Below are 24,233 nucleotides of genomic sequence, written 5' to 3'. Positions count from 1 at the left end.
TAATCACTGCGCTGCACCATAAAAAGCAAAAAAGCGCTGCGGGCGTGAGCCGGCAGCGCTTGCTTTCCCGCAGGGGGCAATTACATCGGGTGGTTGATCTGCATGATGTTGTAGCGGGCCAGTTCGGCTTCGCCTGCAGTGCCCTTGACCGACTTCAGCGTGGCGATGGCGGCGGCTTTCTTGCCGGCAATCGCTTGCGCCTGGCCGTAGTGCAGCTTCATTTCTTCAGGACGGCGCGCGGTGCCGAACTTGATGGCTTGGTCCATCAGTTTCAGGCCGGCGTCGCCCTTGCCTTCGCTGACCATGGCGTAGCCCAGGTTGGCCAGGCCGTCGGCGTCCTTGTTCTTGATGAACTCGGCTTCGGCGGCGGCGCGGTTTTTCACGGCTTCCGCTTCGGTCTTCACGGCCAGGTCTTTCAGGCGCTGGTGGCGGCCGGCGTCGGCGCCGGTGCCCAGGGCACCCTTCTTGTAGCCTTGCTCGATCACTTTCAGCGCTTCAGCCGGGTTGGCCACTTGCAGCGACAGCTGGCCCATTTCCATGTACTCGTTCGGCTTGGACAGCAGGCCCAGCGCCATTTTCAGGCGCAGCAGGTCCAGGTTCAGCGTGCTCGAGAAGCCAGGCTTGCCGGCCACGCGGTTCAGCAGGTCGGCCCAGTAGCTGGTTTTCGGGTAGTTGCCGGCCAGTTTTTCCAGCGTGGCCACGTAGCCGGCCTTGTCGTTCTGCTTCAGCTGGATGTTGGCCAGCATCTGCAGGTTGGACTCGGACTGCTTGCCGCCGGCTTGCAGTTCCTTGGCCGCTTCGGCGTACTTGCCGCTGATGTAGTAGGTCTGCACCAGCAGGTCGTGCATGGTGGCGTCGTTCGGGCTGTCCTTCAGCGCGCGCTGGATCCAGGTGATGGCTTTCGGGTAGTCCTTGGCGCCGTAGTACATGCCGGCCAGGCCCTTGGTGAAGTTGGCGCTTTCGCCGGCGGACAGGCGGCCGGAGTTGATCACGGCTTCGAAGGCGCGGATAGCGGTGTCGTTGTCGCGGGCGGCGGCGGCTGCGGCGGCGCGCACGCGCTCAATCTGGTATTTCTCGAATTCGGTTTTGCCGCCAACTGCGTCGGCTTCCTTCAGTTTGGCCAGCGCTTCCTTGTGCTTGCCGGAGCTCGTCAGCTTCTGTGCTTCCTGCAGCGGTTTGCCGACGGCGGCGCTGACGGCGTCAGCAGCGTAGGCGACCGAGGTCAGACCGGTCAACGGGGCGGCAGCGGTGAAACCGATGGCGGCCATCACCAGGCCGAGATGAGCGAGACGAAACTTGGTCATGAGGAAGTATTCTTTCTGTAAAAACGAAATAGGCAGGAAGACCTGCCTATCGCGGAAAATAGTACGGATTACTGGAACTGCTCGTTGCCGACCAGACCAATCTTGGTCACACCCAGACGCTGGGCCGAAGCCATCACGCCTGCCACCGATTTGTACGACACCAGCTTGTTGGGGCGCAGATGCACCTCGGGCTGGTCAGCTTGCGCTGCCACGGCGACCAGTTTCGATTCCAGGGTAGCGCGGTCAGGAACAACCTGGTTATCCCACAGAATCGTACCGTCGAAGTCGACGTCAATCGTAATAACCACTGGGTCCTTGGTCGGCGGTGGCGGGGTGCCCACCGGCATGTTCAAGTTCACCGAGTGATTAGCTTTCGGAATGGTGATGATCAGCATGATGATCAGTACCAGCATGACGTCGATCAGCGGCGTCATGTTCATTTCCATCATTGGTTCGGGATCCGCATCCGCTGCGGACGACGAACCGACATTCATACTCATGGTGTTTCCTTTGTAGAAGGTGACTGGACTTGCCCCGGCCAATACGGCCGGCCGGGGCAGAGTAGGGTCTGAGGCCTGCGCCCTTAGCCCTTGTCAGGCGGTTCGGTGATGAAACCGACCTTCTGGATACCAGCACGCTGAGTCGTGAAGATCACTTTGCCGATTGCTTCGTACTTGGTTTCTTGGTCACCACGTACGTGTACTTCCGGCTGCGGCAGTTTCACGGCCTCTTTTTTCAGAAAATCGAACAACTCATTCGTGTCCGCCATTTTCTTTTGATTCCAGTAGATGTCGCCATCCTTGTTAACAACGATGTTGACGTCTTCCGGTTTGGTCTGAATTACCTGGTTGGTCTCGGTCGGCAGTTGAATCTTCTGCAGCTTGAGAACGACCGGGCTCGTAATCAGAAAGATAATCAGCAGAACCAACATGATGTCCACGAGGGGCGTCGTGTTGATTTCTGACATTACCTGATCTTCTCCGCTATCGGAGCCTACGGACATCGACATGGTTATTATCCAATCTTTTTAGCGCCGCCAGCACGGATGGCCGAGTCAGCGGTCGACATTGCGCCCGAGATCAGCACCGAGTGCACGTCGGCGGAGAAGGCGCGCACGTCTTCCATTGCGGACTTGTTACGACGCACCAGCCAGTTGTAACCCAGAACGGCTGGAACTGCCACGAACAGACCGAAGGCGGTCATGATCAGTGCTTCACCCACTGGGCCTGCAACTTTGTCGATCGACGCGTTACCGGTCATACCGATGTTGATCAGTGCATTGTAAATACCCCAAACGGTACCGAACAGACCGATGAACGGCGAGGTCGAACCAACGGTTGCCAGGAACGACAGGCCGTCTTGCAGGCGCGACTGGACTTTGTCCACGGCGCGCTGGATCGACATGGTCACCCAGGTCGACAGGTCGATTTGTTCCAGCAGGGCGCCGTCGTGGTGCGCGGTGGCCTTGGTGCCGGTTTCAGCGATGAAGCGGAATGGCGAGCCGTCGGTCAGGGTCGCTGCGCCGGCGGCGATCGACGATGCTTTCCAGAACTTGGCAGCGGTTTCTTTCGACTGCTTGAAGATCTTGGCCTGGTCGATCAGCTTGGTAACGATGATGTACCACGAACCCATCGACATGATGGTCAGGATGATCAGGGTGGCGCGGGAAACGAAACCGCCGTCCCATACGGCTTTGAAGCCGAATGGGTTTTCAACTTCTTCGTGGCCTGCTGGTGCTGCTGCTGCCGGTGCTGCTGCGTCTGCTGCTGGAGCTGCTGCGTCTGCTGGAGCTGCTGGAGCTGCCGCTGCATCCGCTGGAGCCGCTGCTGGTGCCGAAGCGGCCGGGGCAGGCGCGTCGGCCATGGCTGGGGCGCTGACCAGAGCGGATGCTGCGGTCACCGAGAACAGCACAGCGGCCAGTACAGCGGACAAACGGGTATTCTTAAACATGCTTCCTCCAAATTGATAAAATAATCAGTTCGCTGAAATGTCAACGAAGTACTAAGTGGGACGGTGTTGCTGCCCCGGTTTTTATTCCAGCGTCCAGACGTATTGCATTTGCATCCACGCTTGCTCCGGCTTGCCGTCGGTCATGCCTGGCTTGAATCGGCACTTGGAGATGCCGGCGATCGCGGCCTTGTCCAAGTCCCTGAAGCCACTGGATTTCACTAATTTGGATTCGACGACATGGCCGTCTACACCAATCAGGAACGATAACGTGACCGTACCGGTTTCTTCATTGCGCAGGGAGGATTTAGGCCACTCTGGTTTTGCGCAAGTGTTGAAGTCGGCAACTGCAGGCACGTGTACCGATTTTGCAGGCGGCGCTGGCGGTGCTGGCGGTGCAGCTGGCGGCGCTTTCTGCAGTTCGTTCGTCGCAGGTTTCACGTTGGTCGCGTTAGCGATCACGTTTTGCTGCGGCGGCGGCTGCTGCACGTTCACCTCAACCGGAGGAATGAAGGGCGGTGGTGGTGCCTTCATCTCTGGCGGTGGTGGCGGTGGCGGCAGTTCTTTTGGAGGAGGTGGGGCCACCTCCTCGATGATCTTGGTTTCTACGGGTTCGATCATTTTGGCCACCAAGCGCTTGCCCAGTCCCGTGATGATTCCGTAAGCAACCAGGACGTGCAACAAGACCACGACGGTTATGCCAGTTAGATTCTTCTTGGCGTCCTTCTCGTTATGCGTGAAATTCATGCCTGCTTTCTCCAATACCAACTCTTTTGTACTACCTCGAACCCCGTTATGGCGACAAAAAGCTCCAGCCGCATCCGGGACGTCGGCGAATTATACATACGAATTCCTCAATTTACATAGAATTTTGCTTCCTAAAACCGGTTAAATTTCATGTGCTTAGCTGCGTTTTCCGGCCCGCCGCTGCACCGTTCTGGCACAAAAAGCAAGACTTCCCGGCACGTTTTTGGGGAGTATTTTTTCACCCCTTCACGATGTTTATTATTCCGCCGAAAAACGGAATTTAATTACGGCGTTGGCCTGACCAGCCGTGTAAAAGTTGGTCTCTACCGTTGCTTCCATGCAACTCAAGCACGCTGGCAATATGGATAGTATAGAAGAATTTTGCTGACGGGCGCCCGTTAAGGTGGTCTTAAAAATTGTTCTATCTATATGCGCCGCGCGGCTGGGGCGCGCGGCGCAGTGGGGGAATGGGGCGCGGCGCCCCGGTGGACTTCAACCGCCGCGGTTGCGCTTCTCGCGCTTGACTTCCAGGGTGTTGATAACATTGCCATGCGGATCGACTGTTTCCAGGTGGACATCGAAGCCCCACAGCCGCGCCACGTGCTTGAGCACCTCGTTGGCCTGCTGGTTCAGCGGGCGCCGGTTGAACTGGGTATGGCGCAAGGTCAGGGCGCGGTCGTCGCGCGTGTTGACCGACCAGACCTGGATGTTGGGCTCGCGGTTGCCCAGGTTGTACTGCTCGGCCAGCTGCTGGCGCACGTAGCGGTAGCCCAGCTCGTCGTGGATGGCCGACACGTTGAGCTTTTCGTTCTTGTCGTCGTCCAGCACGGCGAAGAAGTGGAACTCGCGTATCAGGCGCGGCGACAGGTACTGGGCGATGAAGCTTTCATCCTTGAAGTTGCGCATGGCGAAGTCCAGCGTCTTGCGCCAGTCGCTGCCGGCGATGTCGGGGAACCATTCGCGGTCCTCCGCCGTCGGGTTCTCGCAGATGCGGCGGATGTCGGTCATCATCGCGAAACCGAGCGCATACGGGTTGATCCCGCTGTAATAGGGGCTGTGCACCGGCGGCTGGAACACCACGTTGGTGTGGCTCTTGAGGAATTCCATCATGAAGCCCTCGGCCACCACGCCCTCGTCGTACAACTGGTTCAAGATGGTGTAGTGCCAGAACGTGGCCCAGCCCTCGTTCATCACCTGGGTCTGGCGCTGCGGGTAGAAGTACTGGCTGATCTTGCGCACGATGCGCACCATCTCGCGCTGCCACGGCTCCAGCAGCGGCGCGTACTTCTCGATGAAGTACAGCAGGTTCTCTTCCGGCTCGGGCGGGAAGCGCGGCATCGGCTTGTCGACCTCCTCCTCGTCGCGCCGCGGCAGGGTGCGCCACAGCTCGTTGATCTGCGACTGCAGGTAGGCTTCGCGCTCCTTCTGCTTTTGCTGCTCCTGGAACAGCGACAGCTTGGCCGGGCGCTTGTAGCGGTCCACGCCGTAGTTCTGGATCGCGTGGCAGGAATCGAGCAGCAGCTCGACCGCGTCGATGCCGTGGCGCTGCTCGCACTCGGCGATGTAGTTCTTGGCGAACACCATGTAGTCGACGATGGCCTCGGCGTCGGTCCAGGTGCGGAACAGGTAGTTGCCCTTGAAGAAGGAATTGTGGCCGTAGGCCGCGTGCGCGATCACCAGCGCCTGCATGGTCAGGCTGTTCTCCTCCATCAGATAGGCGATGCAGGGATTGGAGTTGATGACGATCTCGTAGGCCAGCCCCATCTGCCCGCGCTTGTAGCCTTTCTCGGTGGACAGGAAATGCTTGCCGAACGACCAATGGTTGTAGGAGACCGGCATGCCCACCGAGGTGTAGGCGTCCATCATCTGCTCGGCGGTGATGATTTCCAGCTGGTTGGGGTAGGTGTCCAGGCCGAAGTTCTGGGCCACGCGGCGGATTTCCTCGTGCGCCTGCTCGATCAGTTCGAAGGTCCACTCGGACTGCTCGGGCAGCGCGCGCGGATGCGGTTGGCGTTTGGTCATCTGGTTCATATCTCGCCTGCTTATATAGAAGGGTCTATTTCGGCTGCTTTTTGAACAGTTCGCGGAACACCGGGTAGATGTCGGCCGGCGTGACGATTTTCTGCATGGCGAAATGCGGGTGCAGGTCGGGCACCTGGGCGTACTGCTCCCACAGGTTCTGCGGCGGCCCGTCGGTGATCTCGACGTAGGTGTAGTACTGCACCTTGGGCATGATGGTGTTGACCAGCAGCTGCTTGCACAGCAGCGAGTCGTTGTCCCAGTTGTCGCCGTCCGAGGCCTGGGCCACGTAGCTGTTCCACTGGCCGGCGCCGTAGCGCTCGTCGATGATCTTGTTGAGCATGTGCAGCGCCGACGACACCACCGTGCCGCCCGATTCGCGCGAGTGGAAGAACTCGTCCTCGCTGACCTCGGCCGCCGCCGTGTGGTGGCGGATGAAGACCACTTCGATCTTGTCGTACACGCGCTTGAGGAACAGGTACAGCAGGATGAAGAAGCGCTTGGCGGTGTCCTTGCGGCTCTCGTCCATGGAGCCGGACACGTCCATGATGCAGAACATCACCGCCTGCGTCATCGGCTTGGGCACTTTCACCCGGTTGCTGTAGCGCAAGTCGAACGGGTCGATATAGGGGATGGCCAGCAGCCGCGTGTGCAGGTGGTGGATCAGCTTGCGCAGCTCCACCACGTAGGGGTCTTCCATCGGCGCGCCCGCTTCGAGCAGGGCCTGCAGTTCGCGCTCGGCTTCCAGCAGCCGCTTGCGCGAGCTGCCGCCGACGGCGATGCGCCGGCCCAGCGCGCCGCGCAGCGAGCGCAGCACGTGGATGTTGGACGGCGTGCCGGACACCGTGTAGCCGGCGCGCTGGTTCTTGAACTCGGTGGTCGCGGTCAGCTGGGTCTTGACCAGGTTGGGCAGTTCCAGGTCCTCGAAGAAGTAATTCATGAATTCTTCGCGCGACAGTTCGAAGATGAAATCGTCCTCCGAGGTCTGGTCGCTATTGCCGGCCTTGCCGCGCCCGGAGCCGCCGCCGCCTTTCGGCCGCGCGATCTGGTCGCCCTTCTGGTATTCCTGGTTGCCCGGGTTGATCACTTCCCACACGCCGCCATGGGCATGGCCGAACGACGGCTCGTTCACGTCCTTGACGGGAATGGAAACCTTTTCGCCATTCTCGACGTCGGTGATCGAGCGGCCCTTGATGGCCCGTCCCACCGCGTCCTTGATCTGGCCCTTGTAACGCCGCAAGAAGCGTTCGCGGTTGACCGCGGACTTGTTCTTGCCCTGCAAACGACGATCAATGAGGTAAGTCAAAGTGCCTCCTGCTGCTACATAGTATCCGGCGTCGGAAGAGGGCGGCATGCCGGCACGCCGGGCCCGCCCCTGTTCCGTATTATCGCACCGCCGGCTTGGTGTGGTGCGCAACACCACACTAGGATGACTTCCTCACGCGCAGATACCACTCGCACAGCAAGCGCACCTGTTTCGCGGTGTAGCCCTTTTCCACCATGCGCGCCACGAAGTCGGCGTGCTTGTTGGCGTCCTCGGCGCTGGCCTTGGCGTTGAAGGAGATCACCGGCAGCAGCTCCTCGGTGTTGGAGAACATCTTCTTCTCGATCACGGTGCGGAACTTCTCGTAGCTGGTCCAGGCCGGGTTCTTGCCGCCGTTGTTGGCGCGCGCGCGCAAGCCGAAGTTGACGATCTCGTTGCGGAAGTCTTTCGGGTTCGAAATCCCGGCCGGCTTCTCGATCTTCTCCAGCTCGTTGTTCAGCGATTCGCGGTCGAAGCTCTCGCCGGTGTCCGGGTCGCGGTATTCCTGGTCCTGGATCCAGAAGTCGGCGAAGGTCACGTAGCGGTCGAAGATGTTCTGGCCGTACTCGGAATAGCTTTCCAGGTAGGCGGTCTGGATCTCCTTGCCGATGAACTCCACGTAGCGCTGCGCCAGGTGCTCCTTGATATAGGAGAAGTACTTCTGCTCGGTCTCCGGCGGGAACTGCTCGCGCTCGACCTGCTGCTCCAGCACGTACAGCAGGTGCACCGGGTTGGCGGCCACTTCGGTGGTGTCGAAGTTGAACACCTTGGACAGGATCTTGAAGGCGAAGCGCGTCGACAGCCCGCTCATGCCCTCGTCCACGCCGGCGTAGTCCATGTACTCGTGGATGGACTTGGCTTTCGGGTCGGTGTCCTTCAGGTTCTCGCCGTCGTACACCAGCATCTTGCTGTAGATGGAAGAATTCTCCGGGTCCTTCAGGCGCGACAGGATGGCGAACTGCGCCATCATCTTCAGCGTGCCGGGCGCGCACGGCGCCTTCTCCAGCGAGGAGTTCACCAGCAGCTTGTCGTAGATTTTGATCTCGTCGGTCACGCGCAGGCAGTACGGCACCTTCACTATATAGATACGGTCGAGGAATGCCTCGTTGTTGCGGTTGTTCTTGAAGGCCTTCCATTCGGACTCGTTCGAGTGCGCCAGGATGATGCCGTCGAAGGGGATCGCGCCGAAGCCCTCGGTGCCCTTGTAGTTGCCTTCCTGGGTGGCCGTCAGCAGCGGGTGCAGCACCTTGATCGGGGCCTTGAACATCTCGACGAATTCCATCAGGCCCTGGTTGGCCAGGCACAGGCCGCCGGAATAGCTGTAGGCGTCCGGATCGTCCTGCGCGTAGTCTTCCAGCTTGCGGATGTCGACCTTGCCCACCAGCGAGGAAATGTCCTGGTTGTTCTCGTCGCCCGGCTCGGTTTTCGAGATGGCGATCTGCTTCAGGATGGACGGGTAGCGCTTGACCACGCGGAACTGGTTGATGTCGCCGTTGAACTCGTGCAGGCGCTTGACGGCCCACGGGCTCGGGATGTTGCGCAGGTAGCGGCGCGGAATGCCGTAATCCTCTTCCAGGATGGTGCCGTCCTCGGCCTCGTTGAACAGGCCCAGCGGCGACTCGTTGACCGGCGAGCCTTTCAGGCAGTAGAAGGGCACCTGTTCCATCAGCGACTTGAGCTTTTCGGCGATGGACGACTTGCCGCCGCCCACCGGGCCCAGCAGGTACAGGATCTGCTTGCGCTCCTCCAGGCCTTGCGCGGCGTGGCGGAAGAAGGACACCACTTGCTCGATCACTTCCTCGGTGCCGTAGAACTCGCGGAAGGCGGGATAAATCTTGATGACCTTGTTGGCGAAGATGCGCGACAGCCGCGTGTCGTTGCGCGTGTCGACCAGGGTCGGTTCGCCGATGGCGGCCAGCATCCGCTCCGGCGCGGTGGCATAGGTCAAGCGGTCTTTTTTGCAAAGCGCGAGGTACTCTGTCATCGACATTTCCTCTTCCTTGGTGCGCTCGTACCGTGCTGCGTAGTTGTCAAAAATGGTCATTTGAATGTCCTTTGATGTAAACCTGCTAGTCACCTGGTCGGCAGTCAAGACGGCTGCTGGCCCTTGCCTTTATTCGATACCAACTCCCTGTATTTTTTTTGTATGTGCTCTTTGTTGTCGTTGCCAGCTGCCTGCGCTGGTACGGATTGCCCGTACCTCGGAGCTGAACTTTGTGGCCGTGCGGTGGACTTTTGCCGGCATGTTTGTGTGTATGTCGAAACGCATCTTACGTCTATGAAATTTATTATTGCGCTATTGGATCAGGAAGTCAAAAGGTATGTCGTAACTTACTTAATTGGATTGTGCAACTAATTGATTTTAAAGTGGAAAATTGTGAAAAAACATAAGTTTTCAGTGGTTTTTCAAGCGATTTTCCGGTGCTTTGGTGCCACATTAGCACGGCTGAAGCGGTCATGCCGACACCCATGCAAACCGTGCGCGCATTTTGCTTTGCCGTTAAGATGACCGCATCGCGACACTCACGGAAGAAACAATATGAACGACCAGCTGCGCACTGCGGTGCAAACCATGCCCAAGGCCGAACTGCACATCCATATCGAAGGTTCGCTGGAGCCCGAACTGATCTTCGCGCTGGCCGAACGCAACGGCGTCGCGCTGCCCTACGCCTCGGTGGACGCGCTGCGCGCCGCCTACGCCTTCACCGACCTGCAATCCTTCCTCGACATCTATTACGCCGGCGCCAGCGTGCTGCTGCGGGAGCAGGACTTCTACGACATGACGGCGGCCTACCTGAAAAAGGCCGAAGAAGACCATGTGCGCCACGCCGAGATCTTCTTCGACCCGCAGACCCACACCGCGCGCGGCGTGGACATGGGCACCGTGTTCAGCGGCATCCACCGCGCCTGCCAGGACAGCCCGGTCAGCGCCACGCTGATCATGTGCTTCCTGCGCCACCTGTCCGAAGAGGACGCGCTGGCCACGCTGGACGCCGCGCTGCCCTACCTGGACAAGATCATCGGCGTGGGCCTGGACTCGTCCGAAGTGGGGCACCCGCCGGAAAAATTCGCGCGCGTGTTCGCGCGCTGCCGCGAGCTGGGCCTGCACCTGGTGGCGCACGCCGGCGAGGAAGGCCCGCCGGCCTACATCCAGTCCGCGCTGGACGTGCTGCACGTGGAGCGCATCGACCACGGCGTGCGGGTGCTGGAAGACGCCGCGCTGACGGCGCGCGTGGCGCGCGAGCAGATCGCGCTGACGGTGTGCCCGCTGTCCAACACCAAGCTGCGCGTGTTCGACCGGATGCAGGACCACAACCTGGTGCAGCTGCTGGACGCCGGCCTGATGGCCACCGTCAACTCGGACGATCCGGCCTACTTCGGCGGCTACATGAACGACAACTTCATCGCCACCTTCGAAGCGCTGCCGCTGACCCTGGCGCACGCCAGACAGCTGGCGCGCAACAGCTTCCAGGCCTCCTTCCTGCCTGCCGGGCAGAAGCAGAAATTCCTGGCCGAAGTGGACGCCTTCTTCGCCGCCGTCCCGGCCTGATGTCTACCGCCGTCAAGCGAGCTGAGCCGCATTCGGGGCCAGACCCCGAATGCGGCTCAGTCTGCTGAGGTAACTGGAGAGTTGCATGTTCAACCTGGCTTTACGTATGACCTTGCGCGACTGGCGCGCGGGGCAGTTGCGCTTCCTGCTGGTGGCGCTGATCGTGGCCGTGGCCGCGCTGTCGGCGTCCGGCTTCTTCATCGACCGCCTGCGCGCGGCGCTGGACCGCGACGCGCACCAGCTGCTGGGCGCGGACATGGTGGTCAACGCGGACCAGCCGGTGGACCCGGCCTGGCGCGCCGAGGCGCAGCGGCGCGGCCTGCTGCTGGCCGACACGGTGGTGTTCCCCAGCATGGCGCAGGCCGGCGAGGGCGAGGCGGTGCTGTCGCAGCTGGTGTCGCTGAAGGCGGTCAGCAGCGGCTACCCGCTGCGCGGCCGCGTCAAGACCAGCACCGATCCCGAACAGGCCAACGACGGCGTCGGCGTGGCCGCCAGCGATGTGCCGCAGCCCGGCACGGCCTGGGTGGACGCCGGCCTGCTGACCGCGCTGCAGGTGGGCGTGGGGGAGGACATCAAACTGGGCGACAAGAGCTTCAAGGTGGCGCGCCTGATCGCGGCCGAGCCGGACCGGGGCGCCTCGTTCATGAACTTCGCGCCGCGCGTGATGCTGCCGCTGCCGGACCTGGCGGCCACCAACCTGGTGCAGCCGGGCGCGCGCGTCACCTACCGCCTGCTGCTGGCGGCGCCGCCGCAGCGCGGCGATGAAGTGAAGGAATACGAGACCTGGCTGCGCGCCAAAATCGAAACAGACGGCGTGAAAGGCGTGCGCGTCGATTCGCTGGAAGCGGGCCGCCCCGAAATGCGCTCGACGCTGGAGCGCGCCGACCGCTTCCTGTCGCTGGTGGGCCTGCTCTCGGCCATGCTGGCGGCGGTGGCCGTGGCCATGGCCGCGCGCCGCTTCATGATGCGCCACCTGGACGCCTGCGCCATGCTGCGCTGCCTGGGCCTGACGCAGAACCAGGCCACATCCATGTACCTGATCGAGTTCCTGCTGGTGGGCCTGGCCGGCAGCGTGATCGGCGTGGCGATCGGTTTCGGCAGCCACTTCGTGCTGCTCGAAGCGCTCGGCAAGCTGGTGGCGAACGACCTGCCGCCGGCCAGCATCCGCCCGGCGCTGCAAGGCGTGGCCACCGGCATGCTGCTGCTGGCCGGCTTTGCCTTGCCGCCGATACTCCAGCTGCGCAACGTGCCGCACAACCGCGTGATCCGGCGCGAAGCGGCCGCGCCGCAGCCGATGGCGCTGGCCACCTACGGCCTGGGCCTGGGCAGCTTCGTGCTGCTGTTGCTGTGGCAGGCCGGCGACGCCAAGCTGGCGCTGATGACGGCGCTCGGCTTCCTGGGCGCCTTCGCCGTGTTCGCGCTGGTGGGCTGGCTGGGCTTGAAATCGCTGAAGTCCCTGCGCGGCGCGTTCAGCCACCAGGCCTGGCGCTTCGCGGTCACCTCGCTGCAGCGCCGCCCCGGCGCCACCGTGGTGCAGATCGTGTCGCTGGCGCTGGGCCTGATGGCCCTGCTGCTGCTGACCGTGGTGCGCGGCGACCTGATGACGGCCTGGCGCAACGCCACCCCGGCCGACGCGCCGAACCGCTTCATCATCAACATCCAGCCGGAGCAGAAGGACGATATCGCCAGGCGCCTGGCCAGTGCCGGCGTGGCGAACGCGCCGCTGTATCCGATGATACGGGGCCGCTTGGTGGCCGTGAACGGCGAAACCATCACCGCCGCCACCTACACCGAAGACCGCGCGCGCGGGCTGGCGGACCGCGAATTCAACCTGTCCACCATGGATGCCATGCAGGACGGGAACCGCATCGCGGCCGGCAAGTGGTTCAACGACGGCGCCATTCCCGCCGGCGCGGCGGAAGCGTCGGTGGAGGAGGGCATCGCCAAGACCTTGCGCCTGAAGCTGGGCGACACCATGCGCTTCGATATCGCCGGCTCGCCGGTGGAGGCGAAGATCACCAGCTTGCGCAAGCTGGAATGGGGTTCGATGCGGGTGAACTTCTTCGTCATCATCAATCCGAAGGCGATGGCGGACACGCCGCAAAGCTGGATCACCGCCTTCCACCTGCCGAAAGCGCAGGCGGCGCTGGGCAACGCCCTCACGCGCGACTATCCCAACCTGACCATCGTCGACGTGGGCAGCGTGCTGCGCCAGGTGCAGTCGGTGCTGGACCAGGTGATCACGGCGGTGGAATTCCTGTTCGCCTTCACCCTGCTGTCCGGCGTGCTGGTGCTGTACGCGGCGCTGATGGGATCGCAGGACGAGCGCACCCGCGAGGCCGGCCTGCTGCGGGCGCTGGGCGCCACCCGCAAGCAGCTGTCGCAGGCGCAGCTGATCGAGTTCACGCTGGTGGGCGCGCTGGCCGGCCTGCTGGCGGCCAGCGGCGCGGCGGCCATGGGCTGGGGGCTGGCGACTTACCAGTTCAAGTTCGAATGGGCCTTCAATCCGGGCGTGTGGCTGGTGGGGCTGGCGGTGGGCGCGCTGTGCGCCATCGCGGGCGGCTGGCTGGGCCTGCGCGGCGTGCTGAGCCGCCCGCCGCTGCAAACCCTGCGCGAGGCGTAACCCGCCGTTACGCCGCTTCGCTCAGATACTGCGCATGCGTATAGGGCTGCTCGCGCAGATAACTGTGCGGCAGCTCGAACAGCGCCCAGTAGTAGGTCTCTTCGCCCTGGCACACCTGCGGCTCCCGGCAATAGCGCTGCCAGTTGCCGCCGATGGCCTTGTCGTACATGCCGTCGCGTCCCATGTGATCGAAGAAGGGCAGCACCTGGCGCAGCTCCAGCGCCTGCAGCAGCGTGCGCGGCGCGCCGCTGTCGCGCGCGATTTCGTACTGCGCCTGCATGCCCGCTTCGGTCTCCACCACCATCAGCTGCGCGTTGCCGGCGCTGTCTATCAGCAGGATGCCGTTCGGCTGCGGGAACACGTAGTGCTCCACGAAGCCGTGGCGCTGGTACAGCTGCCGCACCACCTCGGCCACTTGCCGGCATTGCAGGAAGCTGTACTCGTGCATGGCCAGCAGGTCGTGCGCCACCCGTTCCTGGTCCAGGAACCAGGCCTGCTGCATCTGCGCGATCTGGCGCTCCAGCTGGAGCAGCGCGTCCGGGTCCTGCTTGCGCACGTAGCGGTCGATCAGGCCGTCGTTCACCGCCCCCATGACCAGGCATTCTTCGGCCGGCCCGGCCAGCAGGATTTTCTTGCACGGCAGGTATTGCAGCGCGCGGCAGAAGTCCAGGCCGTTCATGTGCGGCATGTAGAAATCCACCACCAGCACCGACGGCACGGCGAAACGCTCGCGCTGGCTGCTGATGCGGAAGATGCCTTCCACGTCCACCGTCACGCTGCAGGGCGGCAGGTCGTGGTTGACGCGCAGCGGCGCACGCGCGTGGCGCGGGCTCTTCATCAGCCAGGCCAGCGCCTCGTCGGCCTGGTGGAACGTCTTGCGCGCGTGGGAATGCAGGGGCAGGTCTTGCAAAAATGAGCTGCGGTCGTCCACCAGGACGGTGAGGGTGGGGTGGGCGTAAATGGGCAGTTTCATTTGCTTCGGAACTTTTGATCAAAGGAGAAGTTTCGCCTGAAACCGGGCTTGAGCGTTTGAGGAATATCAAGCTTCTGCTGTGTAAGTTATGATTGAGCCTATGAATGAGCCACAATCCCTGTATGAAACCATCGGCGGTGAAAGCAAGCTGCGCGAAATGGTGGACCGCTTTTACGACCTGATGGAGCTGGAGCCGGAATTTGCCGGCATCCGCGCCCTGCACCCGCCCAGTACCGAGGGCTCGCGCGACAAGCTGTTCTGGTTCCTGACCGGCTGGATGGGCGGGCCGGATGTCTATATCGAGCGCTTCGGCCATCCGCGCCTGCGCATGCGGCACATGCCGTTCGCCATCGGCACCAGCGAGCGCGACCAGTGGCTGCGCGCCATGGCCTGGGCCATGGAGGACGTGGGCATTGCCGAGGAACTGCGCGTGCGGCTGATGGAATCGTTCTACCAGACGGCGGACTGGATGCGGAATCACCCGCACTAATCATCCGCATTTACCGCAGCGCTTACCTGAGCTTATGACCCATATCGAATTCTTCGTCCTGCTGGCGCTGGGCGCCGTCCTGCTGGTGCTGCAAATCCTGATGCTGCTGCGCGGGCGCGGGCAGGACAACCGCGCCGGCCATGCCGAGCTGGCCTCCCATATCGAGCGGGTGGAGCGCGAAGTGCGCATGCAGCTGCAGGCCACGGCGCAAGCGTCGCGCCAGGAGATGGGGCAGACCCTGGCGCAGTCGCACGCGGCCACGGTGCAGCAGCTGGACGGCATGCGGCGCCAGATCGAGGTGCTGACCGAGTCGAACGCGCGGCGCCTGCTGGAAGTGCGCGCCACGCTGGAAGTGAAGATGCGCGAGCTGCAGACCGACAACGGCGCGCGGCTGGAAGAGATGCGCAAGACGGTCGACGAGAAGCTGCACGCCACGCTGGAGGCGCGCCTGAGCGCGTCGTTCCAGCAGGTGTCGGAACGGCTGGAGCGGGTGCACCAGGGGCTGGGCGAAATGCAGCTGCTGGCGCAGGGCGTGGGCGATTTGAAGCGGGTGCTCACCAACGTGAAAACGCGCGGCACCTGGGGCGAGGTGCAGCTGGAAATGCTGCTGGAGCAGGTGCTCACGCCGGAGCAGTACGCGAAGAACGTGGAGACCGTGGCGGGCAGCAACGCGCGGGTGGAATTCGCGCTCAAGCTGCCGGGCCAGGTGGCGGGCGGGGCGCCGGTGTGGATGCCGATCGACGCCAAGTTCCCGAAAGAGCAGTACGAGCGGCTGCTGGAGGCGGCCGAGCGGGCCGACGCGGAAGGCGTGGCGACGGCCGGGCGCGAGCTGGAGCGCGCGGTGCGCGGCGAGGCCAAGACCATCGCCGACAAATACCTGGCGCCGCCGCAGACCACCGATTTCGCCATCCTGTTCCTGCCCACCGAGGGCTTGTACGCGGAAGTGATGCGCAGGCCGGGGCTGGCCGACGAGCTGCAGCGCGTGAACCGGGTCAGCATCGCCGGTCCATCGACCTTGATGGCCTTGCTGAACAGCTTGCAGATGGGCTTCCGCACCCTGGCGCTGGAGAAGCGCTCGTCCGAGGTGTGGCAGGTGCTGGGGGCGGTGAAAACCGAGTTCGGCAAGTTCGGCGACGTGCTGGCCGCCACCAAGCTGACCCTGGAAAAAGCCGCCCGCAACATCGAGACGGCCGAAGTGCGCAGCCGCCAGATGGCGCGCAAGCTCAAGACCGTGGAAGCGCTGCCCAGCGAAGCGGCCCGGCTGATGCTGGGCCCGGACACCGATACCGATCCGCCCGAGGCTTAGGCCTCAAACCAGCCCGTCGAACAGCACCACGTCCACCAGGTCGCCCGGGGCGGCGTCGCCCTGGCCGGCCGGCAGCACCACCATGCAATTGGCTTCCGACATGGACCGTAAAATGCCCGAGCCCTGCGCGCCGGTGATGCGCACTTCCTGCTCGCCGTTGCCGTTCACGCTGAGTATGCCGCGCTGGTACTCGGTGCGCCCCGGCTTCTTGCGGATGGCCGCCGCGCTGCGCGCGCGCATCACCGGCAGCGCCTGTTGCGCCGCGTCGGCCCCCATCATCTGCAGCAGCGCGCCGCGCGCGAAGAAGTAAAACGCCACCATGGCCGCCACCGGGTTGCCCGGCAGGCCGAACAGCAGCGCGCTGCGGCCGTTGGACGCGATGCGGCCGAACGCCATCGGCCGCCCGGGCCGCATTTCCATTTTCCAGAACGCCACGTCGCCCAGCTCCGCCATGGTCTGGCGGATATAGTCCGCCGCGCCGGCCGACACGCCGCCGGTAGTCAGCACCACGTCGGCACGCTCGCAGGCCAGGAGCAGCGTGGCGCGCAGCGTTTCCGGGTCGTCCTTCACGCTGCCCATGTCGATGGCGTCGCAGCCGAGCCGCTGCAGCATGCCGAACAGGGTATAGCGGTTGCTGTCGTAGATGCTGCCGGCGTCGAGCGGTTCGCCGATGGAGCGCAGTTCGTCGCCGGTGGAGAAGTAGGCCACCCGCAGGCGGCCCTGCACCGCCACTTCGGCGATGCCCAGCGAGGCCACCAGGCCCAGGTCGGCCGGCGTTACGCGCTTGCCCTTGTGCAACGCGGGCGCGCCTGCCGCCAGGTCTTCGCCACGGAAGCGGCGGTTGGCGCCGGGCGCGATGCTGCCGGCCGCCACGGTGACGCTGCCGTCGCCCACGGCGGCGGCCAGTTCCTGCGGCAATACGGTATCCAGCCCGGCGGGCATGACGGCGCCCGTCATGATGCGCACGCACTCGCCGGGACCGGCCGGCACGGCGGCGGGGCGGCCGGCGTAGGCGGTGGCCACCACCTTGAAGGTGGTGGGCGCGTCCGGCTGGAGGTCGGCGCCGCGGAAGGCGTAGCCGTCCATGGCCGAGTTGTCGTGCGCGGGGACGTCGATGGGGGAGATGATGTCGGCCGCCAGCACGCGGTCCAGCGCGCTGCGCAGGCCGACCCGTTCAGCCAGCGGCGCGGACGGCATCTGCCGCACCAGGCTGCGGATGATGGCTTGCGCCTGCTCCACCGGCATGGCGTCCGGCGTGTAGCCTGCGGTGCCGGCGGCAACGTCAGCACCCTGGCCGCGCGCGGCCAGGGCCTCCATGTCCTTCAGGTCGCCCAGCGTGTTGATGTTGCGGAAGGCGGCGGCGTCGCTGAACAGCACCTCGGCCACCCGCACCGATTTGTACCAGCCGTCCATGCGGCGCGCGCCGGTGTCGAGATAGGCGCTGAGCGGCTGCAGCACGCTGGCTTTCATCAGGCTGAACACCGGATGCACGCGCTGGTAGCTGTCGCCGCTTTCATCGGACTCGGTGGTGACGGCCACGGCCAGGTCGGCGTCCTGCTCGCGCAGGGCGGCGTGCAGGCGCTCGGCCAGGTCGGCCGGCAGGAAAGGGGAGTCGCAGGGAGCGGTCAGCAGCAGTTCGGTGGTGCAATTGCGCAGCGCCGTCTGCAGCCCGGCCAGCGGGCCTTCGAAGCCGCTCAGCTGGTCCGGCCAGACCGGCACGCCCATGGCCTCGTAGACGCCCAGGTTGCGGTTGGCGCTGATGGCCACGCTGGCCACCTGCGGCGCCAGGCGCCGCAGCACATGGGCTGCCAGGGGGCTGCCGTGGAAGGGTTGCAGGCCCTTGTCGACGCGGCCCATGCGGGTGCCGCGTCCGCCGGCCAGTATCAGTCCGGTAATGCTGCCGGTAACGCTGTTCTTCAAACTCAAACTATCCCCCGATATAAGACATCTCGACCTTTTTGCGCTGGGCTATGCCTTCGGTCTGGCTGGTGCGCAGCTCCGAGTAGCGGTCGCCGCGCGCCTGCCACAGGTGGCTGACGGCGCCGGCGATCTGCGCGTCGCTGCTGCCGTTGCGCAGCAGGGCGCGCAGGTCGTGGCCGCGCGTGGCGAACAGGCAGGTGTACAGCTTACCTTCAGTCGAGAGGCGGGCACGGGTACAGTCCTGGCAAAATGCCTGGGTTACACTTGAGATCAGGCCGATCTCGCCGCCGCCGTCGCGGTAGCGCCAGCGCGTGGCGGTTTCGCCGGCGTAGTTGGCCGCGATGGGGTCGATCGGCAGCTCGGCGCCGATGCGGCGCGCCACTTCCGCCGAGGGCACCACTTCGTCCAGCTTCCAGCCGTTGGAGGCGCCCACGTCCATGTATTCGATGAAGCGCAGGATGAAGGGCGTGTTCTTGAAGTAGCGCGCCATCGGCAGGATTTCCTGGTCGTTCATGCCGCCCTTGACCACCATGTTCACCTTGATCGGCCCCAGCCCCGCGCCGTGCGCCACGTCCAGGCCGTGCAGCACGTCGACCACGGCGAAGTCGACGTCGTTCATGCGCTTGAAGATGGCGTCGTCCAGCGCGTCCAGCGACACGGTGACGCGCTGCAGGCCGGCGTCCTTCAGCGACTGCGCCTTCTTGGCCAGCAGCGAGCCGTTGGTGGTGAGCGTGAGGTCGAGCGGCTTGCCGTGCACGGTCTTCAGTTCGGCCAGCATGCCGATCAGTTTTTCAATGTTCTTGCGCAGCAGCGGCTCGCCGCCGGTCAGGCGCAGCTTCTCGACGCCGTGCTCGATGAAGATCTTCGCGATGCGCGTGATCTCCTCAAAGCTCAGCAGGGAAGAGTGCGGCAGGTAGTTGTAGTCCTTGTCGAACACTTCCTTGGGCATGCAGTAGACGCAGCGGAAGTTGCAGCGGTCGGTGACGGAGATGCGCAGGTCGTGCAGGGGACGGGCGAGCTGGTCCCGGAGGTCGCCCGTGGGCGCTTCCAGGATGGCTGGCACGACAGCCGCTTGCGAGCGGTGGTCGGTGAAGAGGATGATTTTTTCAGACATGCGGATACGATAGCACGACGGCACTGTGCCTGCTTGCGGGTAGTTGCATGCATGTAATGCAATAAAAAAGGGGAAGCGCATGGCTTCCCCTTTTGAGTCGGCGACCCGGACGATTAACGGCGGGTGTCGACCTGGACCAGCGGCTCGTCCGTTTGCGGCGGCAGCGGCTTGCGCTCGCGCGGCACGCGCACCGGGGTGCTGGCGGCTTGCGATGCGGCTTCCTGCGCGGCGCGCAGTTTGGCCGGGTCGGTGGCGGCCAGCGTCAGGCCGGCGGCTTCCAGGATCGCGTTCAGGTCGGCCGGCTTGGCGGCCGGGGCCGGTGCTGCCGCCGGTGCCGCGGCTGCCACTGGCGCGGCGGCCGGGGCTGCAGCGGCAGGCGCCGCTTCCACGACAGGCGCTGCTACTGGTGCTGCGACCGGAGCGGCCTCGGCAACAGGCGCGGCAACCGGCTCGGCGGCAGGTGCTGCTTCAGCGGCTTGCGGCTTCTGCTCGAAAGCGTACTCGGCTGCTGGAGCCGGCTCAGGCGTCACTGGCGCTGCTTGCGCTGCGGCAACTGCCACGGCTGCGGCCGGCGCTTCGGCTTCGGCCGGGGCGGCTACAACCGCTGCCTCTGCAACAGGCGCTGCTTCAGCTGCTGGTGCAACTTCTGCTGGCGCTGCGGCAACGACTGCCTCGACAGCGATTGCCGGGGCTGGAGCAACTACCGGGGCTGCCGGTGGCGCCTCCACGGCTGGCACCGGCGCGTCCACTGCCACGGTCGGATCGACCGGGGCAGCGACGGCGGCAGGTGCGTCAGCCACGGCAACGGTCGCCTCGGCGGCAACCGGGGCTTGCGCCGGCACGGTCGGATCGACCGGTGCGGCGACGGCAACCGGTGCTGCCGGAGCGGCTTCGCCTTCGGCCGGAGCCACGGTGAAGCTGATCACTGGTGCGGACTCGCCTTCGGCCAGTTCCGCGCCCTCAACGCCTTCAGCGCCTTCGCGCTCGCGGCGGTTGCGGTTGCGGCCGCCACGGCGGCGGCGGCGGCGCGGCTCTTCGCCGTCCACTGCCTCGCCGTCTTCGCCTTCAGGACCGGCGTTCGCCGGTACTTTCACTTGCGCTTCGCCCGCTGGCGCGGCCACTGCCGGCGCGCCGGTCAGGGTCACGGCTGCGGCGGCTGCGCCCGAGGTCAGGGCCAGCTCGTCCGCTTTCACTTCGGTTTTCACCTCGGCAACTGGCGCCTTGTCGGCGCGCGGTTCACGCGGTGGACGCGGGGCGCGCTCCGCACGTTCGGCGCGTTCCGGGCGCTCGGCGCGTTCGGGACGCTCGGCACGTTCAACGCGCTGGCCCTGGGCGTCGGCCGGCTGGCCTTCGCGTGGCTCACGCGGCTCGCGCGGCGGACGCGGCGGACGGGCCGGACGGCCTTCGCGCGCTTCCACCGGCTTGGTGGTTTCGTCGGCGCCGGAGCGCACGCCCGGTTCGCGTTCTTCACGCTCGCGGCTGCCCGGCTTGCCGTTGCGGCTGCGGCCGCGCGGGCCACGGGCGTTGCGGTCGCCGCGCTCGGCGGACGGCTTGGCGGCCGGCGCCGGTGCAGGCGCTGCTGCCGGTTCTTCTTTCTTCGGCGAGAAGAAGGAGAACAGCTTGGCGAAGAAACCTTGCTCAGGCGCAGCAACCACCGGCGCGGCCTTGACCGGCTCCGGCGCAGGCTTGCGCTCGACCACCGGGGCCGGCTGGGCCGGGGTGATGGTCTTGACGACGGCTTCCTGGCGCGGCTTGGCTTCTTCCTTCTGGCGCTTGTTGTAGGCCATGTCGGTTTCGGCTTGCTCGGCCATGGTGTAGCTGGCGGCGTGGTCTTCCAGGCGCGGATCGTCGTGCTTGATGCGTTCCAGCTTGTAGTGCGGCGTGTCCAGATGCTTGTTCGGGATCAGGATCACGTTGATGCGGTGGCGGTTCTCGATCTTCAGCACTTCGCCGCGCTTTTCGTTCAGCAGGAAGGCTGCCACGTCCACCGGCACTTGCACGTGGATGGTGGCCGAGTTTTCCTTCATCGCCTCTTCCTGGATGATGCGCAGCACCTGCAGGGCGGACGATTCGGTGTCGCGGATGTGGCCGGTGCCCGAGCAGCGCGGGCAGGTCACGTGCGAACCTTCCGACAGCGACGGACGCAGGCGCTGGCGCGACAGTTCCATCAGGCCGAAGCGGGAAATCTTGCCCATTTGCACGCGGGCACGGTCGTGGTGCAGCGCGTCCTTCAGGCGCTGTTCCACTTCGCGCTGGTTCTTGGCCACTTCCATGTCGATGAAGTCGATCACGATCAGGCCGCCCAGGTCGCGCAGGCGCAGCTGGCGGGCCACTTCTTCGGCCGCTTCGCAGTTGGTGTTGAAGGCGGTGGTTTCGATGTCCGAACCGCGGGTGGCGCGGGCCGAGTTCACGTCCACCGACACCAGCGCTTCGGTGTGGTCGATAACGATGGCGCCGCCCGATGGCAGCGGCACCGTGCGCGAGTACGCGGTTTCAATCTGGTGTTCGATCTGGAAGCGGGAGAACAGCGGCACGTCGTCGCTGTAGCGCTTCACGCGGTGCACCATGTCCGGCATCACGTGGCTCATGAACTGGTGAGCCTGCTCGTAGATGACGTCGGTGTCGATCAGGATTTCGCCGATGTCGGGCTGGAAGTAATCGCGGATGGCGCGGATCACCAGCGACGATTCCTGGTAGATCAGGAAGGCGCCCGAGGCAGCCTTGCCGGCGCCTTCGATCGCGCGCCACAGCTGCATCAGGTAGTTCAAGTCCCACTGCAGCTCTTCGACGTTGCGGCCGATGCCGGCGGTGCGGGCGATCACGGACATGCCTTGCGGCAAGTCCAGCTTGTCCATGGTTTCGCGCAGTTCCTGGCGCTCTTCGCCTTCGACGCGGCGCGACACGCCGCCGCCGCGCGGGTTGTTCGGCATCAGCACCAGGTAGCGGCCGGCCAGCGAGATGAAGGAGGTCAGGGCCGCGCCTTTGTTGCCGCGTTCCTCTTTTTCCACCTGCACCATGATTTCCTGGCCTTCGCGCAGCGCTTCCTTGACGGAGGCATTGCGCACGTCCACGCCTTCGCGGAAGTAGCTGCGCGCCACTTCCTTGAACGGCAGGAAGCCGTGGCGGTCTTCGCCGTAGCTGACGAAGCACGCTTCCAGCGACGGCTCGATACGGGTGATGACGCCTTTGTAGATGTTGGACTTGCGCTGCTCACGGCCAGCGGTTTCGATATCGATGTCGATCAGTTTCTGACCGTCGACGATGGCAACGCGCAACTCTTCTTGCTGCGTCGCATTGAACAACATGCGTTTCATTTTTATTAACTCCGCGGCCCGAAGGCCATCTCTAGCCGTTCCCTCGGGAACGGCGTGATACCAGGGATATACGCGGGAGTAAGGAGGCGGAGGGGTTTTGCCTCGTCATGCGGCGCAGCAACGCGGTAGCGTTGCGGCCGCAAAGGGCGCATGAGGCCGAGCGTCATGCCGAGTGTGCGCACTGCTTGCAATCATCCAGCGGGCCGAGCGGCCGATATGAATCGGCCGGGGCGGGCGGGGCAGGCAGGCGTGCGCAAAGCGTCGAGCCATGGCATCTTGTATGGTGCCTGGCGAAAACGGCAAGCGTAATCAGCTTCATCAACCAGCGAGCAACGACTGTGTGCTTGCTCACCGGACTTATCCTAACAATCCAGCCAATCTAATCCCAGCACCCGTGCGCGCTACCCGATGGCGTCAGTGGTCGCCACCCTGATGACCGCACGAGTGTGCGTATACATTTATTTCCACTGAATTTGCTAAATAAGCGAGGCCAGCGGATACGCCCCTGTGTAAAATGTGCTTTTATTCTTACACGTACAGCAGGTTAAACTGCGGCAAAACGATTATATATTCAAAATGAAGGACTTAGAGAGATTTTCTGGGAAGAACGGCCGAAACATGGTCCAGAATGCGGCGCAAAAGCCGCAAGCCGCCGTCCCCACACAGGTCCTGCCGCAAGCACAATTCCTGACGATAGGCGAAGAAGACGCCGGCCAGCGCATCGATAACTACCTGTTGCGTATTTGCAAAGGTGTGCCGAAAAGCCATATCTACCGCATCCTGCGGTCCGGTGAAGTGCGCGTGAACAAGGGCCGCATCGATCAACTGTACCGTCTGGTGCAGGGCGACGTGGTGCGCGTGCCGCCGGTGCGCGTGGCCGAAAAGGCCGAGTCCAACGTGCCGGCCGCCGAGTTCACCATCATTTTCGAGGATGCGCACCTGCTGGTGATCGACAAGCCGGCCGGCACCGCGGTGCACGGCGGCTCGGGCGTGTCCTTCGGCGTCATCGAGCAGCTGCGCGCGTCGCGCCCGGACGCCAAGTTCCTGGAGCTGGTGCACCGCCTCGACCGCGACACGTCCGGTTTGCTGCTGCTGGCCAAGAAACGTTCGGCGCTGACCAATCTGCACGAGCAGATGCGCGACGGCCATACCGACAAGCGCTACCTGACCCTGGCCGTGGGCGACTGGAAGAATGCGCGCCAGCACGTGAAGTCGCCGCTGAAGAAATACTCGACGGCGGACGGCGAGCGCCGCGTGGCGGTGGCGCCCGACGGGCTGGCTTCGCACACGGTATTCACCTTGCTGAAAAAATATCCGCAATTCGCGCTGCTGGAGGCCGAGCTGAAAACCGGTCGCACCCACCAGATTCGCGTTCATCTGGCATCTTCTGGCTTCCCCATTGCAGGTGACGACAAATACGGCGATTTCGCATTGAACAAGGCGCTCCAGAAAGCCGACGCCACGCGCGGCGCGCTCAAGCGCATGTTCCTGCACGCGCACCAGATTACGTTTACCCACCCGGAAACGGGCAAAACCATGACCCTGAACGCGCCGCTGGCCGCCGAGTGCGAGCGATTCTTGGTAAGCTTGGGTAAACCATTGAATTTATAAAATACAGAGGAG

Annotated in this window: 17 protein-coding genes; 5 read left to right on the top strand and 12 right to left on the bottom strand. The window is 64.0% G+C overall.

Translation table 11 applies throughout. From position 1 onward, the window contains the following. Positions 1 to 80 precede the first annotated feature (80 nt). The 8 genes from AC56DV_RS01995 to AC56DV_RS01960 form a co-directional block, all read right to left on the bottom strand. Complete coding sequence (locus AC56DV_RS01995; RefSeq protein ID WP_496312630.1) at positions 81 to 1,304, bottom strand: tetratricopeptide repeat protein; 1,224 nt, start codon at positions 1,302 to 1,304, stop codon at positions 81 to 83. A gap of 68 nt (positions 1,305 to 1,372) precedes the next feature. Beyond that, positions 1,373 to 1,804, bottom strand: coding sequence for an ExbD/TolR family protein (locus AC56DV_RS01990; RefSeq protein WP_496312629.1), 432 nt, complete (start codon positions 1,802 to 1,804; stop codon positions 1,373 to 1,375). Positions 1,805 to 1,887: 83 nt separating this feature from the next. Continuing rightward, positions 1,888 to 2,313: an ExbD/TolR family protein gene (locus AC56DV_RS01985; RefSeq protein WP_496312628.1), complete on the bottom strand. Its 426-nt coding sequence runs from the start codon at positions 2,311 to 2,313 to the stop codon at positions 1,888 to 1,890. 5 nt (positions 2,314 to 2,318) lie between these two features. After that, entirely contained in the window at positions 2,319 to 3,254 is a 936-nt protein-coding gene (locus AC56DV_RS01980) for a MotA/TolQ/ExbB proton channel family protein (protein WP_496312627.1), read from the bottom strand. Positions 3,255 to 3,335: 81 nt separating this feature from the next. After that, positions 3,336 to 3,998 (bottom strand): energy transducer TonB, encoded by a 663-nt coding sequence (locus AC56DV_RS01975; protein WP_496312626.1) that lies wholly within the window; start codon positions 3,996 to 3,998, stop codon positions 3,336 to 3,338. Positions 3,999 to 4,490: 492 nt separating this feature from the next. Further along, positions 4,491 to 6,029 carry a SpoVR family protein gene (locus AC56DV_RS01970; RefSeq protein ID WP_496312625.1) on the bottom strand — a complete coding sequence of 513 codons (1,539 nt, stop codon included), beginning with the start codon at positions 6,027 to 6,029 and terminating at the stop codon, positions 4,491 to 4,493. 25 nt (positions 6,030 to 6,054) lie between these two features. Beyond that, the gene (locus AC56DV_RS01965) at positions 6,055 to 7,323 is read right to left on the bottom strand and encodes a YeaH/YhbH family protein (protein WP_496312624.1); all 1,269 of its coding nucleotides are present in this window, start codon (positions 7,321 to 7,323) and stop codon (positions 6,055 to 6,057) included. 118 nt (positions 7,324 to 7,441) lie between these two features. Beyond that, positions 7,442 to 9,364: a PrkA family serine protein kinase gene (locus AC56DV_RS01960; RefSeq protein ID WP_496312623.1), complete on the bottom strand. Its 1,923-nt coding sequence runs from the start codon at positions 9,362 to 9,364 to the stop codon at positions 7,442 to 7,444. Positions 9,365 to 9,859: 495 nt separating this feature from the next. Between AC56DV_RS01960 and AC56DV_RS01955 the strand changes: the two genes are divergently transcribed. Together AC56DV_RS01955 and AC56DV_RS01950 are read left to right on the top strand one after the other, a co-directional pair. Continuing rightward, on the top strand, positions 9,860 to 10,870 hold the full coding sequence (locus tag AC56DV_RS01955; RefSeq protein WP_496312622.1) for an adenosine deaminase: 1,011 nt from the start codon (positions 9,860 to 9,862) through the stop codon (positions 10,868 to 10,870). 85 nt (positions 10,871 to 10,955) lie between these two features. Beyond that, a complete protein-coding gene (locus tag AC56DV_RS01950; protein WP_496312621.1) occupies positions 10,956 to 13,493 on the top strand; it encodes an ABC transporter permease in 2,538 nt (845 codons plus the stop codon). A 7-nt stretch (positions 13,494 to 13,500) separates the two neighbouring features. On the opposite strand, the gene AC56DV_RS01945 is transcribed toward AC56DV_RS01950, so the two are convergent. Next, positions 13,501 to 14,466 carry a response regulator gene (locus tag AC56DV_RS01945; RefSeq protein ID WP_496312620.1) on the bottom strand — a complete coding sequence of 322 codons (966 nt, stop codon included), beginning with the start codon at positions 14,464 to 14,466 and terminating at the stop codon, positions 13,501 to 13,503. A 100-nt stretch (positions 14,467 to 14,566) separates the two neighbouring features. On the opposite strand from AC56DV_RS01945, the gene AC56DV_RS01940 reads away from it, so the two are divergent. Both AC56DV_RS01940 and AC56DV_RS01935 read left to right on the top strand, forming a co-directional pair. Then, positions 14,567 to 14,956, top strand: coding sequence for a group II truncated hemoglobin (locus AC56DV_RS01940; RefSeq protein ID WP_496312619.1), 390 nt, complete (start codon positions 14,567 to 14,569; stop codon positions 14,954 to 14,956). 34 nt (positions 14,957 to 14,990) lie between these two features. Continuing rightward, positions 14,991 to 16,262 carry a DNA recombination protein RmuC gene (locus AC56DV_RS01935; protein WP_496312618.1) on the top strand — a complete coding sequence of 424 codons (1,272 nt, stop codon included), beginning with the start codon at positions 14,991 to 14,993 and terminating at the stop codon, positions 16,260 to 16,262. Between the two features lie 3 nt (positions 16,263 to 16,265). Here AC56DV_RS01935 and moeA read toward each other — a convergent pair whose 3' ends face one another. From moeA to AC56DV_RS01920, 3 genes are all read right to left on the bottom strand, one after another. Then, positions 16,266 to 18,182, bottom strand: coding sequence for a molybdopterin molybdotransferase MoeA (gene moeA, locus AC56DV_RS01930; protein ID WP_496312617.1), 1,917 nt, complete (start codon positions 18,180 to 18,182; stop codon positions 16,266 to 16,268). A 7-nt stretch (positions 18,183 to 18,189) separates the two neighbouring features. Further along, positions 18,190 to 19,296, bottom strand: a complete 1,107-nt coding sequence (gene moaA, locus AC56DV_RS01925) for a GTP 3',8-cyclase MoaA (RefSeq protein ID WP_496312616.1) — start codon at positions 19,294 to 19,296, stop codon at positions 18,190 to 18,192. Between the two features lie 113 nt (positions 19,297 to 19,409). Further along, positions 19,410 to 22,610, bottom strand: coding sequence for an Rne/Rng family ribonuclease (locus AC56DV_RS01920; RefSeq protein WP_496312615.1), 3,201 nt, complete (start codon positions 22,608 to 22,610; stop codon positions 19,410 to 19,412). A 576-nt stretch (positions 22,611 to 23,186) separates the two neighbouring features. Between AC56DV_RS01920 and AC56DV_RS01915 the strand changes: the two genes are divergently transcribed. Further along, on the top strand, positions 23,187 to 24,221 hold the full coding sequence (locus tag AC56DV_RS01915) for an RluA family pseudouridine synthase (protein ID WP_496312614.1): 1,035 nt from the start codon (positions 23,187 to 23,189) through the stop codon (positions 24,219 to 24,221). Positions 24,222 to 24,233: the final 12 nt, after the last annotated feature.

Source organism: Massilia sp. BGA-UO-ETr-WB1 (assembly GCF_059567845.1).
This window is presented reverse-complemented; position numbering and strand designations above follow the sequence as displayed.

Bases quoted from the DNA above. Each gene is read 5' to 3' on its own strand.
- AC56DV_RS01995 (WP_496312630.1), bottom strand. From the start codon at position 1,304: ATGACCAAGTTTCGTCTCGCTCATCTCGGCCTGGTGATGGCCGCCATC.
- AC56DV_RS01990 (WP_496312629.1), bottom strand. From the start codon at position 1,804: ATGAGTATGAATGTCGGTTCGTCGTCCGCAGCGGATGCGGATCCCGAA.
- AC56DV_RS01985 (WP_496312628.1), bottom strand. From the start codon at position 2,313: ATGTCGATGTCCGTAGGCTCCGATAGCGGAGAAGATCAGGTAATGTCA.
- AC56DV_RS01980 (WP_496312627.1), bottom strand. From the start codon at position 3,254: ATGTTTAAGAATACCCGTTTGTCCGCTGTACTGGCCGCTGTGCTGTTC.
- AC56DV_RS01975 (WP_496312626.1), bottom strand. From the start codon at position 3,998: ATGAATTTCACGCATAACGAGAAGGACGCCAAGAAGAATCTAACTGGC.
- AC56DV_RS01970 (WP_496312625.1), bottom strand. From the start codon at position 6,029: ATGAACCAGATGACCAAACGCCAACCGCATCCGCGCGCGCTGCCCGAG.
- AC56DV_RS01960 (WP_496312623.1), bottom strand. From the start codon at position 9,364: ATGACCATTTTTGACAACTACGCAGCACGGTACGAGCGCACCAAGGAA.
- AC56DV_RS01955 (WP_496312622.1), top strand. From the start codon at position 9,860: ATGAACGACCAGCTGCGCACTGCGGTGCAAACCATGCCCAAGGCCGAA.
- AC56DV_RS01950 (WP_496312621.1), top strand. From the start codon at position 10,956: ATGTTCAACCTGGCTTTACGTATGACCTTGCGCGACTGGCGCGCGGGG.
- AC56DV_RS01945 (WP_496312620.1), bottom strand. From the start codon at position 14,466: ATGAAACTGCCCATTTACGCCCACCCCACCCTCACCGTCCTGGTGGAC.
- AC56DV_RS01940 (WP_496312619.1), top strand. From the start codon at position 14,567: ATGAATGAGCCACAATCCCTGTATGAAACCATCGGCGGTGAAAGCAAG.
- AC56DV_RS01935 (WP_496312618.1), top strand. From the start codon at position 14,991: ATGACCCATATCGAATTCTTCGTCCTGCTGGCGCTGGGCGCCGTCCTG.
- moaA (WP_496312616.1), bottom strand. From the start codon at position 19,296: ATGTCTGAAAAAATCATCCTCTTCACCGACCACCGCTCGCAAGCGGCT.
- AC56DV_RS01920 (WP_496312615.1), bottom strand. From the start codon at position 22,610: ATGAAACGCATGTTGTTCAATGCGACGCAGCAAGAAGAGTTGCGCGTT.
- AC56DV_RS01915 (WP_496312614.1), top strand. From the start codon at position 23,187: ATGAAGGACTTAGAGAGATTTTCTGGGAAGAACGGCCGAAACATGGTC.